The 14,140-nt window shown below is 39.4% G+C and carries 17 protein-coding genes; 1 reads left to right on the top strand and 16 read right to left on the bottom strand.

The window, feature by feature from the left end; all coding sequences use genetic code 11:
• Position 1: 1 nt before the first annotated feature.
• Positions 2-565, bottom strand: coding sequence for a hypothetical protein (locus RWZ05_RS03125; RefSeq protein ID WP_314642136.1), 564 nt, complete (start codon positions 563-565; stop codon positions 2-4).
• Positions 566-751: 186 nt separating this feature from the next.
• Here RWZ05_RS03125 and RWZ05_RS03120 point away from each other — a divergent pair, with 186 nt between their 5' ends.
• Positions 752-1,939 (top strand): nucleotidyltransferase family protein, encoded by a 1,188-nt coding sequence (locus RWZ05_RS03120; RefSeq protein WP_314642017.1) that lies wholly within the window; start codon positions 752-754, stop codon positions 1,937-1,939.
• Positions 1,940-2,094: 155 nt separating this feature from the next.
• Here the strand turns inward: RWZ05_RS03120 and pyrR are convergent, their stop codons facing one another.
• The 15 genes from pyrR to RWZ05_RS03045 form a co-directional block, all read right to left on the bottom strand.
• Positions 2,095-2,616 carry a bifunctional pyr operon transcriptional regulator/uracil phosphoribosyltransferase PyrR gene (pyrR, locus tag RWZ05_RS03115; RefSeq protein WP_314642015.1) on the bottom strand — a complete coding sequence of 174 codons (522 nt, stop codon included), beginning with the start codon at positions 2,614-2,616 and terminating at the stop codon, positions 2,095-2,097.
• 83 nt (positions 2,617-2,699) lie between these two features.
• Positions 2,700-3,623, bottom strand: a complete 924-nt coding sequence (locus tag RWZ05_RS03110; protein ID WP_314642014.1) for an RluA family pseudouridine synthase — start codon at positions 3,621-3,623, stop codon at positions 2,700-2,702.
• A gap of 101 nt (positions 3,624-3,724) precedes the next feature.
• On the bottom strand, positions 3,725-4,165 hold the full coding sequence (lspA, locus tag RWZ05_RS03105) for a signal peptidase II (RefSeq protein WP_314642012.1): 441 nt from the start codon (positions 4,163-4,165) through the stop codon (positions 3,725-3,727).
• Positions 4,166-4,273: 108 nt separating this feature from the next.
• On the bottom strand, positions 4,274-4,438 hold the full coding sequence (locus RWZ05_RS03100; protein ID WP_004696472.1) for a DUF362 domain-containing protein: 165 nt from the start codon (positions 4,436-4,438) through the stop codon (positions 4,274-4,276).
• A 380-nt stretch (positions 4,439-4,818) separates the two neighbouring features.
• Positions 4,819-6,120 carry an SLC13 family permease gene (locus tag RWZ05_RS03095; protein ID WP_314642010.1) on the bottom strand — a complete coding sequence of 434 codons (1,302 nt, stop codon included), beginning with the start codon at positions 6,118-6,120 and terminating at the stop codon, positions 4,819-4,821.
• A gap of 38 nt (positions 6,121-6,158) precedes the next feature.
• Entirely contained in the window at positions 6,159-6,416 is a 258-nt protein-coding gene (locus RWZ05_RS03090; RefSeq protein WP_314642009.1) for a hypothetical protein, read from the bottom strand.
• A 193-nt stretch (positions 6,417-6,609) separates the two neighbouring features.
• Positions 6,610-7,731, bottom strand: coding sequence for a sodium ion-translocating decarboxylase subunit beta (locus RWZ05_RS03085; RefSeq protein WP_314642007.1), 1,122 nt, complete (start codon positions 7,729-7,731; stop codon positions 6,610-6,612).
• Positions 7,732-7,801: 70 nt separating this feature from the next.
• Positions 7,802-8,185, bottom strand: coding sequence for a biotin/lipoyl-containing protein (locus RWZ05_RS03080; protein WP_314642005.1), 384 nt, complete (start codon positions 8,183-8,185; stop codon positions 7,802-7,804).
• A gap of 100 nt (positions 8,186-8,285) precedes the next feature.
• Entirely contained in the window at positions 8,286-8,453 is a 168-nt protein-coding gene (locus RWZ05_RS03075) for a hypothetical protein (RefSeq protein ID WP_314642003.1), read from the bottom strand.
• Positions 8,454-8,475: 22 nt separating this feature from the next.
• Entirely contained in the window at positions 8,476-8,820 is a 345-nt protein-coding gene (locus RWZ05_RS03070; protein ID WP_314642002.1) for an OadG family protein, read from the bottom strand.
• 73 nt (positions 8,821-8,893) lie between these two features.
• The gene (locus tag RWZ05_RS03065; protein WP_314641999.1) at positions 8,894-10,423 is read right to left on the bottom strand and encodes a carboxyl transferase domain-containing protein; all 1,530 of its coding nucleotides are present in this window, start codon (positions 10,421-10,423) and stop codon (positions 8,894-8,896) included.
• A 151-nt stretch (positions 10,424-10,574) separates the two neighbouring features.
• The gene (gene mce / locus RWZ05_RS03060) at positions 10,575-10,997 is read right to left on the bottom strand and encodes a methylmalonyl-CoA epimerase (protein WP_005386012.1); all 423 of its coding nucleotides are present in this window, start codon (positions 10,995-10,997) and stop codon (positions 10,575-10,577) included.
• Between the two features lie 51 nt (positions 10,998-11,048).
• Complete coding sequence (meaB, locus tag RWZ05_RS03055; protein WP_060923998.1) at positions 11,049-11,987, bottom strand: methylmalonyl Co-A mutase-associated GTPase MeaB; 939 nt, start codon at positions 11,985-11,987, stop codon at positions 11,049-11,051.
• Positions 11,988-12,065: 78 nt separating this feature from the next.
• Positions 12,066-12,461 carry a cobalamin B12-binding domain-containing protein gene (locus tag RWZ05_RS03050; RefSeq protein ID WP_060923999.1) on the bottom strand — a complete coding sequence of 132 codons (396 nt, stop codon included), beginning with the start codon at positions 12,459-12,461 and terminating at the stop codon, positions 12,066-12,068.
• Between the two features lie 28 nt (positions 12,462-12,489).
• Positions 12,490-14,136: a methylmalonyl-CoA mutase gene (locus RWZ05_RS03045; RefSeq protein ID WP_005386006.1), complete on the bottom strand. Its 1,647-nt coding sequence runs from the start codon at positions 14,134-14,136 to the stop codon at positions 12,490-12,492.
• Positions 14,137-14,140: the final 4 nt, after the last annotated feature.

The following is a 14,140-nucleotide window of genomic DNA, read 5'->3' as shown; positions in this document are numbered from 1 at the left end:
ATTAACCCTCTTTCTGTTGTGTAACTTGAATCTTGTTTTGAATTTCTTTGCTGATATCAGCGCCTACCTGATCCTTTTCAGGATATTGGTAGATTATATTCCACAATACGCCTTGATCCAAGAATACGTATTGAGAAAATCTAAATGTTTGTCCTTGCGTTGCATACGTTACATCTAACTTCTTAGCAGATGTCCCACCCAATGATACGGACTCTTCCTTGATGGTTGCCCCTAGTTTAGTAAACTCAGCCTTGCTACGATTTAAAAATTCATCTACCGTAGGCAATGGTTTATTTTCACCAGCACGCATAGCTTCAACTTCAATTACCATATGATCTGTAACGGATCCATAGATATCAATAGGATACCCATCATCAGTCATATTTTTTGTACTTTTACCCATTTCATAAGGCAAAGCGATGGTAATCTCAGATTGACCAGCACGGATAACTTGATGGCCAAAACTATATGTATCCATTACATTATTTGAGCCACATCCCGCCATTGCTAGTAGCGCAGCACCGAGCAGAGCCCCTTGTAATGTACGTTTCCAATTTTGTTTCATCATATACCTCACATCAATTCAGCATTTACAGTTAATTATAGCCTATAGAGCCAAGAAAATCTACAAAAAACTTTATATTAACACACAATTTTATGCGTACAATGGCTCTTTTTATCTTCATATCCTTAAAATTTATTTACAGTATCTATAGGCTTTGTTACACTAACACTAACGAAAGGAGTCACTATGAAAACAATCGGTATTATCTGCGAATACAATCCATTTCACAATGGTCACGCTCATCAACTGCATACCTTAGCACAGCTACACCCAGATGCCCTGCTCATTTGTATCATGAGTGGCTCCTTTGTACAACGTGGGGAACCGGCGATTTTCTCCAAATTTGATCGTGCTCGTTGGGCCATTCTCGGTGGTGCAGATATTGTCATCGAGTTACCTACCCTCTATTCCACAGGTAGCGCACAATTATTTGGGACTGGTGCCATTCGCATGGTGAAAGCACTCGCTATTGATGCTCTCTCCTTTGGTTCTGAAACAGCTGATTTAGACGCTCTCATGGACATAGCCAAACGTATGGATTATGAAAGTACGCAAGTGCAGTTGCGGACATATATTAACGAAGGCATGTCCTATGGTGCTGCTTTCCGCAAAGCTTTACATACGGAAATACTCAATACACCGAATGCATTATTAGGACTTGAATATATTCGAGCAGGCTTGGCGTATAATTCAAAACTTGAATACATACCTATATTACGTACTTCTAATCATCACGAAGAAACGATTACTGACGGATTACCATCTGGTACAGCATTGCGTCAACTTATCACTAGCACTGGTAATCTATCCTCTCAACTTCAATCTACAATTCCTTCCTCAATTACATCAGATATGACTCAAGTAATAGGAAACGGTAATTATGTAAAGTATACCCGTTACCATGACATAGTACACTGCTTAAGTCGGCGTACATCCCCAAACGAGCTAGAAAAATTCGGTGATTTCAGCGAAGGAATTGAACATTTATGGTCAAAAGCAGCTCAACAGTCCTCTTGGACTGCGGCCACAGAAGAAATTAAATCAAAGCGCTATACCTATGCCCGCTTACAACGCATGGGCGCTTATCTCACACTAGGTATAACAAAAGATATATTACAAAATGCCATGGAAGCAGGTCCTCAATATGCTCGACTATTAGCCTTTAACAATCGAGGTCGTCAATGGCTCCGTAACGAATACAAAATACCAATTATTCAAAAATGGGCTAAAGCAACTAATAAACTAAGCGCATTAGGACAAACAATGCATCATATCGATACGTTAGCTACCGATATACAAGCTTTATGCTTCCATAATGAAAGTAATCGTATAGGTCATAAAGACTATACCTATACACCGCAATATATTAAGTAACTATTTTACAAGTGCTTACGTACTCTATTATTTAAAACTATACACCGCATATATTAAGTAACTGATTTACAAGTACTTACGTACTCTATTATGTAGATCTATACAAGTAAAGTATCGTAAAACAGAGGAACTCAAAAAAGGGGTTACAATACAGGTTATTCCTGTATTGTAACCCCTTCTTCACCATCTAATTCAGCGACAGTAACGCGTACGCTTTCAAGATGAGACGTAGGAATATTTTTACCTACATAATCTGCTCGAATAGGTAGTTCTCGATGACCACGATCGACAAGTACCGCTAGTTGAATAGATTTAGGTCTACCTGCTGTCATCAATGCATTTAAGGCAGCACGAATGGTACGACCTGTATATAGCACATCATCCACAAGGATAATCGTCTTCTCTGTTGTATCGATCGTACAAGGCTCCCCTTCTTTAGGACAGGCATCACGATCATCACGGTAAATAGCAACATTTAAAGACTCACAATCAATATGTATACCTTCAATGCGCTCGATTTCAGCTTGTAACCGTTTTGCCAGGATAACACCTCGTCGTTCAATACCGACAATAAGTGCATCAGATAAACCTTTATTGCGTTCTAAAATTTCATGACTTATACGACGAACAGCACGCATAATAGCGTCTTGGTCCATCAATAAGCGTTTCTTTTCCATATATACGCCCTTACAGCATAGATATCTCTATGCCCCTATATACAAATAAGTAGTAAACTAAGTACAAAATGTATTCTATCGGATTATTTTCGTTTATCTTCACGATAAGTCTTAGCGAATTCCAAACACGCCTCAAAATCAGCTGGTACTGGTGCCTCAAAATGCATGTCTTCCCCCGTAATTGGATGTTTAACATCTAAAGAACGAGAATGTAACGCTTGCCCTTCAATAGGAAAATCCATGCGACGATAGCCGTAGAATGGATCGTTAACAACAGGATGCCCAATATGAGCAAAATGAACGCGAATTTGATGCGTTCTACCAGTCTCTAGATTACACTCTACCAAGGTTTGATGACCATAACGCTCCAATACCTTGAAATGAGTAACTGCATCTTTACTATTTTCAAAGACTACCGCCATTTTCATACGATCCTTAGGATGTCTACCAATAGGAGCCTTAATGGTGCCCTTTTCTTCTACGATATTACCTTGTACTAGCGCCCAATATGTACGTTTTGCAGAATGCTCCTTTACTTGTTCCGCCAGTCCAAGATGGGCCGCATCATTCTTAGCAGCCATCATAACACCAGACGTATCTTTATCTAAACGATGAACGATGCCAGGTCTAATTTCACCATTGATACCAGATAAATCTTTACAATGGAATAATAAGGCATTTACAAGTGTACCCGAATAGTTACCTACTGCGGGGTGCACCACCATACCACGTGGTTTATTTACAATGATAATATCATGGTCTTCGTACAATACATCTAATGGAATATCTTCAGGCTTTACCTCTACGGATTCAGGTTCAGGAATCTCTACTTGAATGACCATATTAGGGGTAAGACGAAGATTGGCCTTTCCTATTTTGCCACCAACGGTAACGTGCCCACCTTTAATTAAGCTTTGAATATAGCTACGAGAACCTTCCATCTGCTCTGTTAAAAACACGTCTAGTCTCATGCCTTCTTGTTCAGCACTAACAATATATTCGTTCATCCTCTACCTCTCTATAATTACGTATTATATATAATATATGTCCCCGGTTTCCAAGATATGTCTACAGTTTCAAAAATCTTACAGAATATTGAAAGTATCAATTATTTATTGTCTTCTTTCACAGTGAATAAATGATAAACCACAAGAGCTACCCCTACACAAATACCGATATCTGCAATATTAAAAATAGGCCATATGCGGAAATCAAAGAAATCCACAACACCGTGAATCATATATCGGTCAATACCATTGCCAATGGCGCCAGCAACTAATAAAGCAGATCCAATTTGCAATGTCCAGGGCCCTTTAGACAAGCGCTTCCAATAGTAAGCACATGCACCAAGCAGAATGACTGCTACAAGCAAAAAGAACCAACGTTGATTTGCTAGCATCCCAAAAGCAGCACCGCGATTAATAATATAGGTTAAATGGAATACATTAGGAATAACTGGTATTGATTCACCTAACAAAAAATGATTCATTACATAATATTTAGATAATTGGTCTAATAAAAGCCAAATAATTAGTACAGTATAAAACAAGATTAACTCCCTTACTAAAATATATATCTTAATAGTCCTATTATACTAAGTTACACAATTTTAGGCAAAATAAAAAGCCCCTCAATGAGGGGCATGTTTTATTTGTGATTACTCAGCGGAAATTACAGATACTGGGCAAACGGATTCGCAAGAACCGCAATCGATGCAAGCATCGCCAATTTCGTATTTAGTTTCGCCTTCAGTAATGCAGGAAACTGGGCAAACAGATGCGCAAGAACCACATTTAATGCAACCATCAGCAATAACTCTCATAATTAGGACCTCCGTCAAAAATATAGATTAGAACTTTTATTATCATTTAGAAAGGCACTTGCCTCAACTTATGTTCTCATTATCACACAGTTCTAATTGAAAGTCAAATGAAAATGATAAAAAAATGTATATTTTTTTGCATAACAATTGTTCCTTTTTGTCATAAAAAACCTATATTTTTCTTTATTTTGATATTATTTTTCATTTAATTAAATGAGTATTATACTCAATAAATGAGAATGTACTAATTATCATTTTAATTAAAATACTTAGTATTATACTAGGAATTTAATTATCAATATTCATTATCATAAAAAACGAGGTCGAATCTTACGATTCGACCTCGTCAGTGCTCTTATAGTAGAGTAACCTATCCCCTATTATTTACCAGGGAAGAATGGCCATACCATTGGAATAATAATTAAGCTTACTACGAAGCAAACTAAGATCAATGGAACGCCCGCTTTTACATAGTCTGTAAATTTGTATTGACCAGGACCAAGTACTAAAGTATTTGGAGGTGTACCTACAGGTGTACCGAATGCACAAGATGCAGCAACGCCGATAGCCATCAATACAGCATGAGGGTCTGCGCCCATACCTTGAGCAATAGAGATACCGATAGGAGCCAACAATGCACAAGATGCAGTGTTAGACATGAATTGAGTCATGATACAAGACAATGCAAATAATACTGCTGTTGCAAAGTAAGGGCTAGGATCGGAACCCATAATGCCGATTACTGCATTAGCAATCATTTTACCTGCACCAGATTGATCAAGTGCAGTTGCTACAGGCATCATACCAGCGAATAAGAAAATTGTTACCCAGTCAATGGATGTGTAAGCTTGTTTTTCATTCAAGCAACCAGTCAAAACACAAAGCATTGCACCAATAACTGCAACAATGCTCAATGGTAGATTAATACCAAAATGTGTTTTTAAAGGATCCCCTAAAATCATAACAATAATAACACCTAATAGAATAAGACCAGAGTATACTTGTTTCTTTGGATCATTAGAAATATCTTCTGCTGCTACTTCTTGTTCAACATCGCCAGCATCAGTAATTTCATGTTTAGGTAAGAAATGTTTACCAACGAGCATCATGAAAACGATAGTAGCAACAGTTAAAGGAATACCGATCCAAGCAAATTCGAAGAAACCAAATGGTGTAAAACCAAATTTAGATAATGTACCACTTACGATAATGTTTGGAGGTGTACCAACCATTGTAATGATACCACCAATACCTGCAGCAAATGCTAAAGGCATCAATTGGCGAGACGCAGGAATTTTTGCAACAGCACAGATACCAACAACTACTGGAAGTAAAGCAGCAGTTGTACCAGTGTTGGACAAGAATGCAGACATAGTTGCTGTAACAACCATAATAGCAAGCATTAAGCTATTTTCGCTAGTACCTGCATGAGATACTACTGTTTCACCAATTTTTTGGGCTAAACCAGTGTAGAATAATGCAGCACCAACAACGAACATGCCAGCGAACAACACAACTGTACTATCAGATAAACCAGAGAATACAACCTTAGGAGTAATAATCCCCATAAGGCCAAACGTAATAGCACCGCCTAAAGAAGTAATAGCTAAAGGAATAATTTCCGTAACAAATAAAACAGCCATGACTGCGAGGACGATTAAGGTTTGTTCTGCAGTACCCATACATCATCATCTCCCTTCAGAGAAATGCACTGATTGTATTAGATAAGATATAAGACATAGCCTACTATAGCAATAGCAGCAGCCATTAAAAAGGTAATCCCATACCCCTCTTTCGTTTTAGGATAGCCAAAAAGTAACGATTCTCCTAAAAATCCTCGGCGATTAAACCACGTATATTTAGTTCTTCGTTGAAACCATTTGGCTTTTCCTTCATTACCGATAATCAGTGCAGTAATAAAAAATACAATAAATGCCCAAATAAAACAAATCAGTATTTTTAATTCAATTGATAACAAGCGACCACCTCTACTATATTAAAAGCACTAGAAGGTTATTCTGTGAAATCTTGCTAATCACCTAATGACCGATCTGAAAGCATTTATTGCAAATATTCCCTTTTTATGTATGATTACATAATTCATAAGGGCTTTTTTATTCACCAATAGGTGTACCTATTTAGGTACACCTTGGTGAATAATTATTTAATTATTAGCGGCTAGACAACATAGCAAGCATTGTACCTGCTGCTACTGCTGTACCGATAACGCCAGCCACGTTAGGACCCATGGCATGCATGAGCAAGAAGTTAGCTGGGTTAGCTTTCGCACCTACTACTTGAGATACACGAGCTGCCATTGGAACCGCGGATACACCTGCAGAGCCAATAAGTGGATTAGTTTTACCACCATCAACAAAGCTCATCAATTTACCGAATAATACGCCACCAGCAGTACCACCGATAAATGCAACCAAACCTAAACCAATAATAAGAATTGTTTGTAAGCTTAAGAAATGTTCCGCACTCATTGTTAAACCAGTACCAGTTGCTAAGAAGATAGTAACAGTATTGATCAACGCATTTTGAGAAGTATCAGACAAACGCTCAGTTACGCCAGATTCACGGAACAAGTTACCTAACATCAACATACCTAAAAGAGATGTAATGGAAGGAAGCAATAAGGAAATGAAGATCGTTGCAACGATTGGGAACACGATTTTTTCAAAACGTGTAACTTCACGCAATTGTTCCATAACAATTTCACGTTCTTTTTGCGTAGTGAATAATTTCATTACAGGTGGTTGAATCAACGGTACCAAGGACATATAGGAATATGCGGCAACCGCAATAGCACCTAATAAATGAGGAGCTAGCTTAGTAGCTAAGTAAATAGATGTAGGACCGTCAGCACCACCGATGATACCGATTGCAGCTGCTTCTTGAGCTGTAAAGCCAAGCATCATTGCACCGCCAAGAGCAACGAATACACCGATTTGAGCAGCAGCACCTAAAAGCAATGTTTTAGGATTCGCAATGAGTGGACCAAAGTCAGTCATTGCACCTACGCCAAGGAAAATTAAAGGTGGGAAGATTTCTTGAGAGATACCTGCGCTAATAAGTGACATAACGCCTTCTTCGAAGCCATTACGAGGAATATTAGCAAGAATACACCCAAACGCAATCGGACCCAACAATAATGGTTCAAACTCTTTAGCAAATGCCAAGTACAATAGGATCAAACCTACAAGAATCATAATAGCATTGCCTGTTGTAAATGCGAGGAATCCGCTATCGTTAATAACGGATTGAATCGCAACAGCAAAAGCCTCCATATGCGTTCCCCTTTCACAAATATAAAATTGTTATACGACGCGGCACCGCCGCGCCATACAAAACTTGGTATTAGCCAAGTACAACCATGTCATCGCCAGTGGATACAGTTTGGTTAGCAGCTACGCGAACTTCTGCAACTACAGCATCATGTGGAGCTGCGATTTCGTTTTGCATTTTCATAGCTTCAAGAATCAACAAAGTTTCGCCTTTTTTAACTGCTTGGCCAGCAGATACTGCTACAGATAAGATTTTACCAGGCATTGGAGCTTTTACAGTTTCAGCACCTGCTGGAACTGGAGCTGCTGCTGCAGCTGGAGCTGGAGCTGGTGCAGGAGCTGCTTTAGGAGCTGCTGCTGGAGCTGCTGTAGGAGCTGCTGCAGGAGCTGCAGCTTTTACTTCATTAACTTCTACATCATATGCTGTGCCATTTACTGTAACGTTGAATTTTTTCATCTTTAAATTCCTCCAAAATGTGTATGTCTACACAATACTTATAAATTTTTTACACATATAAATTGGATAATCTCAGTGATTATCTAATTAGCCAATAATCTTATCGATTACCGCGCAAACGACCTTCCATTTTCCAGTTATAACTTACGATTGGACGGATATGCGCGATTTGATCTGCGGAATAACCCATTGCCGCTAATGCACCAACGATTACTGCTACTACATCTTTAGATGGAGCATTACCGTTAGTTGCTGTAGCATTACTCATTAAAATGCCTCCTAAATTCTTATTAACCTCTACCGCTTAAACGACCTTCCAAGCGCCATTTAGCACTTGTTGCTGTAGGTCGGATAGATGCAATTTGTTCAGATGAGTACCCCATCGCCACAATGGCACCTACGATAGCTGCTACTACTTCATCCTCATTTTGAGCGGATGCACTTGGTGCAACAGGAGCTACTGCTGGAGCTGCAACAGTTGTTTCAGTTTTAGGTGCTTCTTTTTTCTTCTTAGTTGGATCGATTAAATGTACGATTTGCATAAGAACGCCAAGAAGAATCAACACAACAAACACAACTGTCATATTAATCGCCATAATTAGCCAAGGATTGGTAGTAACTGCTTGTCCTTCCATAATCATTCCCCTTTCTAAAAAAGTAGTAAAGAAAGGTATCTCCCAAATTCGATGATCTGTTTACCGAATCGAATTATAATGGAATATTACCATGTTTCTTTGGAGCACGGTTTTCACGTTTGCTTGCAAGCATTGCCAAAGCGTTGATAACTGCTGGACGAGTTTGTTTTGGTTCGATAACTATATCTACGAAGCCACGTTCAGCAGCTTTGTATGGAGTTGCGAACTCTTCTACGTATTGAGCTGTTTTAGCGTCTTTGTCTTCATCTTTCTTGAAGATAATATTAGCTGCACCAGCAGGACCCATTACAGCGATTTCGGATGTAGGCCAAGCGTATACTTGATCAGCACCCAAATCTTGGGAACACATAGCGAGGTAGGAACCGCCGTATGCTTTACGAGTGATAACAGTAATTTTTGGTACTGTTGCTTCAGAGTAAGCATACAACATTTTAGCACCATGACGAATGATACCGCCCCATTCTTGATTTGTGCCAGGCAAGAAACCAGGAACGTCAACGAAGTTAACGATTGGAATATTGAAAGCATCACAGAAACGGATGAAACGGGAAGATTTGTCAGATGCATTGATGTCCAAACAACCAGCCATTACTTTTGGTTGGTTAGCAATGATACCAACGGATTGACCATCAAAACGTGCGAAGCAAGTGATGATGTTTGTAGCATAGAATGGTTGTACTTCATAGAATTCACCATTATCTACAGTAGCTGCGATAACATCTTTCATGTCGTAAGGCATGTTACTGTTATCAGGCAACAAGCTGTTTAAGCCTTCGTCTTCACGAGTTGGATCATCACCAGTGTCTACTAATGGAGCATCTTCCATGTTGTTGGATGGCAAGAAGCTCAATAAGTAGCGAATTTGAGCGATGCAATCATCTTCATTTTCAGCTGCAAAGTGAGCAACGCCGGAAACGGAGTTATGAGCCATTGCACCACCAAGATCTTCAGCTGTTACTTCTTCACCAGTTACAGATTTGATAACTGCAGGACCAGTGATGAACATTTGAGATGTGTGTTTAACCATGTAGATGAAGTCAGTCAATGCTGGAGAATATACAGCACCGCCTGCACATGGACCCATGATTACGGAAATTTGTGGAATAACGCCAGATGCATTTGTATTTTCAAAGAAAATTTTACCGTAACCTGCAAGCGCATCTACTGCTTCTTGAATACGAGCACCACCGGAATCATTGATACCAATGATAGGTGCACCCATTTTCATTGCTAAATGTTGTACTCTAACGATTTTAGCAGCATGCATTTCACCAAGAGAACCACCTTCTACAGTGAAGTCTTGTGCGAATGCATATACTAAACGACCGTCGATAGTACCATAACCAGTTACTACACCTTCGCCTGGTATTTCTTTCTTTTCTTGACCAAAGTTAACACCACGATGTTTAACAAATTGCTCAAGTTCAACGAAAGAGTTATCATCGAACAACTTAGCCAAACGTTCGCGAGCAGTCATTTTGCCTTGAGCATGTTGTTTCTCAATGCGTTTTTCACCGCCACCAGCTTTAACTTTAGCTAGTTTCTCGTGCAATAACTCGATTTTTTCCTGCACTGTTGCCATTATAGCACCTCCAAATAAAACTTGTTACAGTATCATTTTATTTCATTAATAATTAAAGTTCAAGCATGCATACATATTTAATATATAACCAATAATTATATAAATATGTATATCTATAACTCATACATAATGATGTGAATTGGATACTGTATTATTTCATACGTTGACATAATTCAAGCAATACGCCGCCTGTTGCTTTTGGATGTAAGAAAGCAATGGAAGAACCGCCTGCACCGTAACGAGGTTTTTCGTCAATCATACGAACGCCTTTAGCCATCAAATCAGCAATAGCATTTTCAATATTATCAACGCGCAATGCAACGTGTTGGATACCATCACGGCCACCATTTTTTTCGATAAATTTACCGATAGGGCCATCTGGAGTTGTAGTTTCTAAGAATTCAAGTTCAGCATCGCCACATGGGAAGAAGGATACTTTTACTTTTTGTTCTTCAACCACTTCATCTTCAGGAAGATGTTCAATTCCCAATGCATTTTTATAGAATTCTTTAGTAGCTGCTAAATCATTAACACCAATACCGATGTGATCCACTTGTAATACTTTAAAAGCCATTTCGATTATCTCCTTTTCAAGGCTAAATCTCTAATGCTATGTAGTCGCCGTCTACTTTAGCACGCTTGTCATTACGCCGTTAACAACTGTATATGGATCGCTTTCGCGCTCATTAACAGCTGCCACTTGGCTATTAAATTCGTCGCTAGTAACGATTTTATCAGCTACATAACGACCAATTTGTTCATTAATCATTGCGATGATTTCATCACGAGTACGTTCTGCCCGACGAGATTCCAATTCACCAGAATCTTCAAGATACTCAAAATGTTCATCTAAAGCGTCGATGAGTTCATCTACGCCTTGATCTTTACTAGCAATTGTACGCTTAATCGGTGGGCGCCATTTTACTTCACGAGAATCTAGGTCGAGCATCATTTCAATTTCTACATTCAAACGATCGCAACCATCTCGGTCAGCTTTATTGATAGCAAATACATCGCCAATTTCAAGAATACCCGCCTTAATAGCTTGGATATCATCACCGAGACCTGGAACAAGTACAACCAATGTAGTGTCTGCATTTTTTACAATATCTACTTCAGATTGACCTACACCAACAGTTTCAATGATTACTAAATCCATGCCAAAGGCATCCATAAGTTTTACAACGTCCGCAGTCTTTTTAGACAAACCGCCTAGACTACCACGTGTGCCCATGCTTCGAATAAATACATTCTCATTTAATGTCAAATCATTCATTCGAATACGGTCCCCCAAGATAGCACCACCAGAGAATGGGCTAGTTGGGTCGATGGCAACGATACCGATTTTCTTACCTTGATCTAGATAATGTTTAACAACTTTATCAGTCAAAGTACTTTTACCAGCACCAGGGGCCCCAGTAATACCGAGAATACGTGCATTCCCTGTTTTAGGGTAAATGGCCTTCATAATATCGATAGCATTTTCATACTCGTTTTCTACAGCTGTTATGGACCGTGCTAAGGCTAGTCGAGAACCTTCGAAAAGTTCTTTAACTAAATCCACTCGCCTCACCACCTATCTTAAAATATGGGAATAGAGGGGAGCCAACTATTCAGTTGTGCTCCTCTCTTGCCCAATTAATTATTTAACGTTTTCGTTGATGAATTTAACGATATCGCCAGTTGGTGTACCAGGTGTGAATACTGCTGCTACGCCAGCTTTTTTCAAACCAGGGATATCAGCGTCAGGAATAACGCCACCACCAATTACAAGTACATCGCCCATACCTTTTTCTTTCAAAAGTTCAACAATTTTAGGGAACAATGTGTTATGAGCACCAGAAAGAAGTGATAATGCAACTACATTAACGTCTTCAGAAAGAGCTGCTTCAACGATTTGTTCTGGAGTTTGACGAAGACCTGTGTAGATTACTTCGAAACCAGCATCGCGAAGTGCGCGTGCTACTACTTTTGCGCCACGGTCATGACCATCAAGACCTGGTTTTGCTACAATTACTCTAATACGTTTTTCTGCCATGATTAATTACCTCCGAAATTAGCCGATATTATAATGTGGAATGAGCTTCGTATTCACCGAATACTTCGCGCAATACATTACAAATTTCACCCAAAGTAGCATATGTTTTAACTGCATCAAGAATTAATGGCATCAAGTTAACGTTTTCATCAGCTGCACCAGCTTTAAGAGCTGCTAATGCTTTATCAACTGCTGCTTGATCGCGGTTAGCGCGAACTGCTTGAGTTTTCTTAGATTGGTTAACACCAACGGAAGCATCTACGCGAAGTAAGTCTTTTGGAGCTTCTTCTTCAACTTGGAATTTGTTTACGCCAACGATTGTGCGCAAGCCAGATTCAACTTCCATTTGCCATTTGTAAGCGGATTCTTGAATTTCTTTTTGGATGTAGCCTTTTTCGATTGCTACTACAGCGCCGCCCATTTCATCTATTTTCTTAATGTATGCCATAGCTTCGTCATAGATAGCGTTAGTCATAGCTTCTACATAGTAGGAACCACCCAATGGGTCAACTACGTCAGCCAAACCAGATTCGTAAGCCACGATTTGTTGAGTACGAAGAGCTACTTGTACAGATGCTTCTGTAGGAAGTGCCAAAGCTTCGTCACGAGAGTTTGTATGTAAGGATTGAGTACCGCCCATTACAGCAGCTGCAGTTTGAAGAGCAACACGAACAATGTTGTTATCAACTTGTTGTGCAGTCAACATGGAACCAGCTGTTTGAGTATGTACACGAAGCATCATGGATTTTGGTTTTTTAGCACCAAAACGTTCTTTCATGATTGTTGCCCATAAACGGCGGGATGCACGGAATTTAGCAACTTCTTCAAGTACGTTGTTATGAGCATTCCAGAAGAAGGAAAGACGACCAGCAAATGTATCAACATCAAGACCAGCTTTCAAAGCTGCTTCTACGTATGCGATACCATCAGCAATTGTGAATGCGATTTCTTGTGCTGCTGTGGAACCTGCTTCACGGATGTGGTAACCGGAGATAGAAATTGTGTTCCATTTTGGAACATTTTGAGAACAATATTCGAAGATATTAGTGATCAAACGCATGGATGGTTTTGGTGGGAAAATGTAAGTGCCACGAGCTGCGTATTCTTTCAAAATATCATTTTGAATTGTACCTTTCAATTCTGTGGAAGGTACACCTTGTTTTTCAGCTACTGCAATGTACATTGCCAACAAAACGGATGCTGGAGCGTTGATTGTCATGGAAGTGGATACTTTGCCAAGGTCGATGCCGTCGAACAAGATTTCCATATCTGCCAAGGAGTCAATCGCTACACCTACTTTACCAACTTCGCCTTCTGCAACTGCATCGTCAGAGTCATAACCGATTTGAGTAGGTAAGTCAAATGCACAAGAAAGACCAGTCGCACCAGACTCGATTAGGTAGCGGTAACGTTTGTTGGATTCTTCAGCTGTTGCGAAGCCTGCATACATACGCATTGTCCAGAAACGACCACGGTACATAGTAGGTTGTACACCACGAGTGTAAGGGAATTCGCCAGGCATACCCAAATCACGTTCATAATCAAAACCTTCAATATCAACTGGTGTGTATACACGGTTATATTTTAAATTTTGACGTTCTGGAGTTTTTGCACTTTTTTCGTCACAAAGTTTGTTATACTCAGCAATTTGGGCTTTTAAGTTTTCGTAAGCCATGTTT

This window comes from uncultured Veillonella sp. (genome assembly GCF_963543145.1).
Lineage (GTDB): Bacteria > Bacillota > Negativicutes > Veillonellales > Veillonellaceae > Veillonella.
This window is presented reverse-complemented; position numbering and strand designations above follow the sequence as displayed.

Coding starts and splice junctions, on each gene's coding strand:
- pyrR (WP_314642015.1), bottom strand. CDS start 2,616: ATGGAAAAGAAACGCTTATTGATGGACCAAGACGCTATTATGCGTGCT.
- RWZ05_RS03100 (WP_004696472.1), bottom strand. CDS start 4,438: ATGAGAGTTATTGCTGATGGTTGCATTAAATGTGGTTCTTGCGCATCT.
- RWZ05_RS03075 (WP_314642003.1), bottom strand. CDS start 8,453: ATGAGTAATGCTACAGCAACTAACGGTAATGCTCCATCTAAAGATGTA.
- RWZ05_RS03050 (WP_060923999.1), bottom strand. CDS start 12,461: ATGGCAGAAAAACGTATTAGAGTAATTGTAGCAAAACCAGGTCTTGAT.
- RWZ05_RS03080 (WP_314642005.1), bottom strand. CDS start 8,185: ATGAAAAAATTCAACGTTACAGTAAATGGCACAGCATATGATGTAGAA.
- RWZ05_RS03065 (WP_314641999.1), bottom strand. CDS start 10,423: ATGGCAACAGTGCAGGAAAAAATCGAGTTATTGCACGAGAAACTAGCT.
- mce (WP_005386012.1), bottom strand. CDS start 10,997: ATGGCTTTTAAAGTATTACAAGTGGATCACATCGGTATTGGTGTTAAT.
- RWZ05_RS03125 (WP_314642136.1), bottom strand. CDS start 565: ATGAAACAAAATTGGAAACGTACATTACAAGGGGCTCTGCTCGGTGCT.
- RWZ05_RS03045 (WP_005386006.1), bottom strand. CDS start 14,136: ATGGCTTACGAAAACTTAAAAGCCCAAATTGCTGAGTATAACAAACTT.
- RWZ05_RS03120 (WP_314642017.1), top strand. CDS start 752: ATGAAAACAATCGGTATTATCTGCGAATACAATCCATTTCACAATGGT.
- RWZ05_RS03070 (WP_314642002.1), bottom strand. CDS start 8,820: ATGGAAGGACAAGCAGTTACTACCAATCCTTGGCTAATTATGGCGATT.
- RWZ05_RS03095 (WP_314642010.1), bottom strand. CDS start 6,120: ATGGGTACTGCAGAACAAACCTTAATCGTCCTCGCAGTCATGGCTGTT.
- RWZ05_RS03110 (WP_314642014.1), bottom strand. CDS start 3,623: ATGAACGAATATATTGTTAGTGCTGAACAAGAAGGCATGAGACTAGAC.
- RWZ05_RS03085 (WP_314642007.1), bottom strand. CDS start 7,731: ATGGAGGCTTTTGCTGTTGCGATTCAATCCGTTATTAACGATAGCGGA.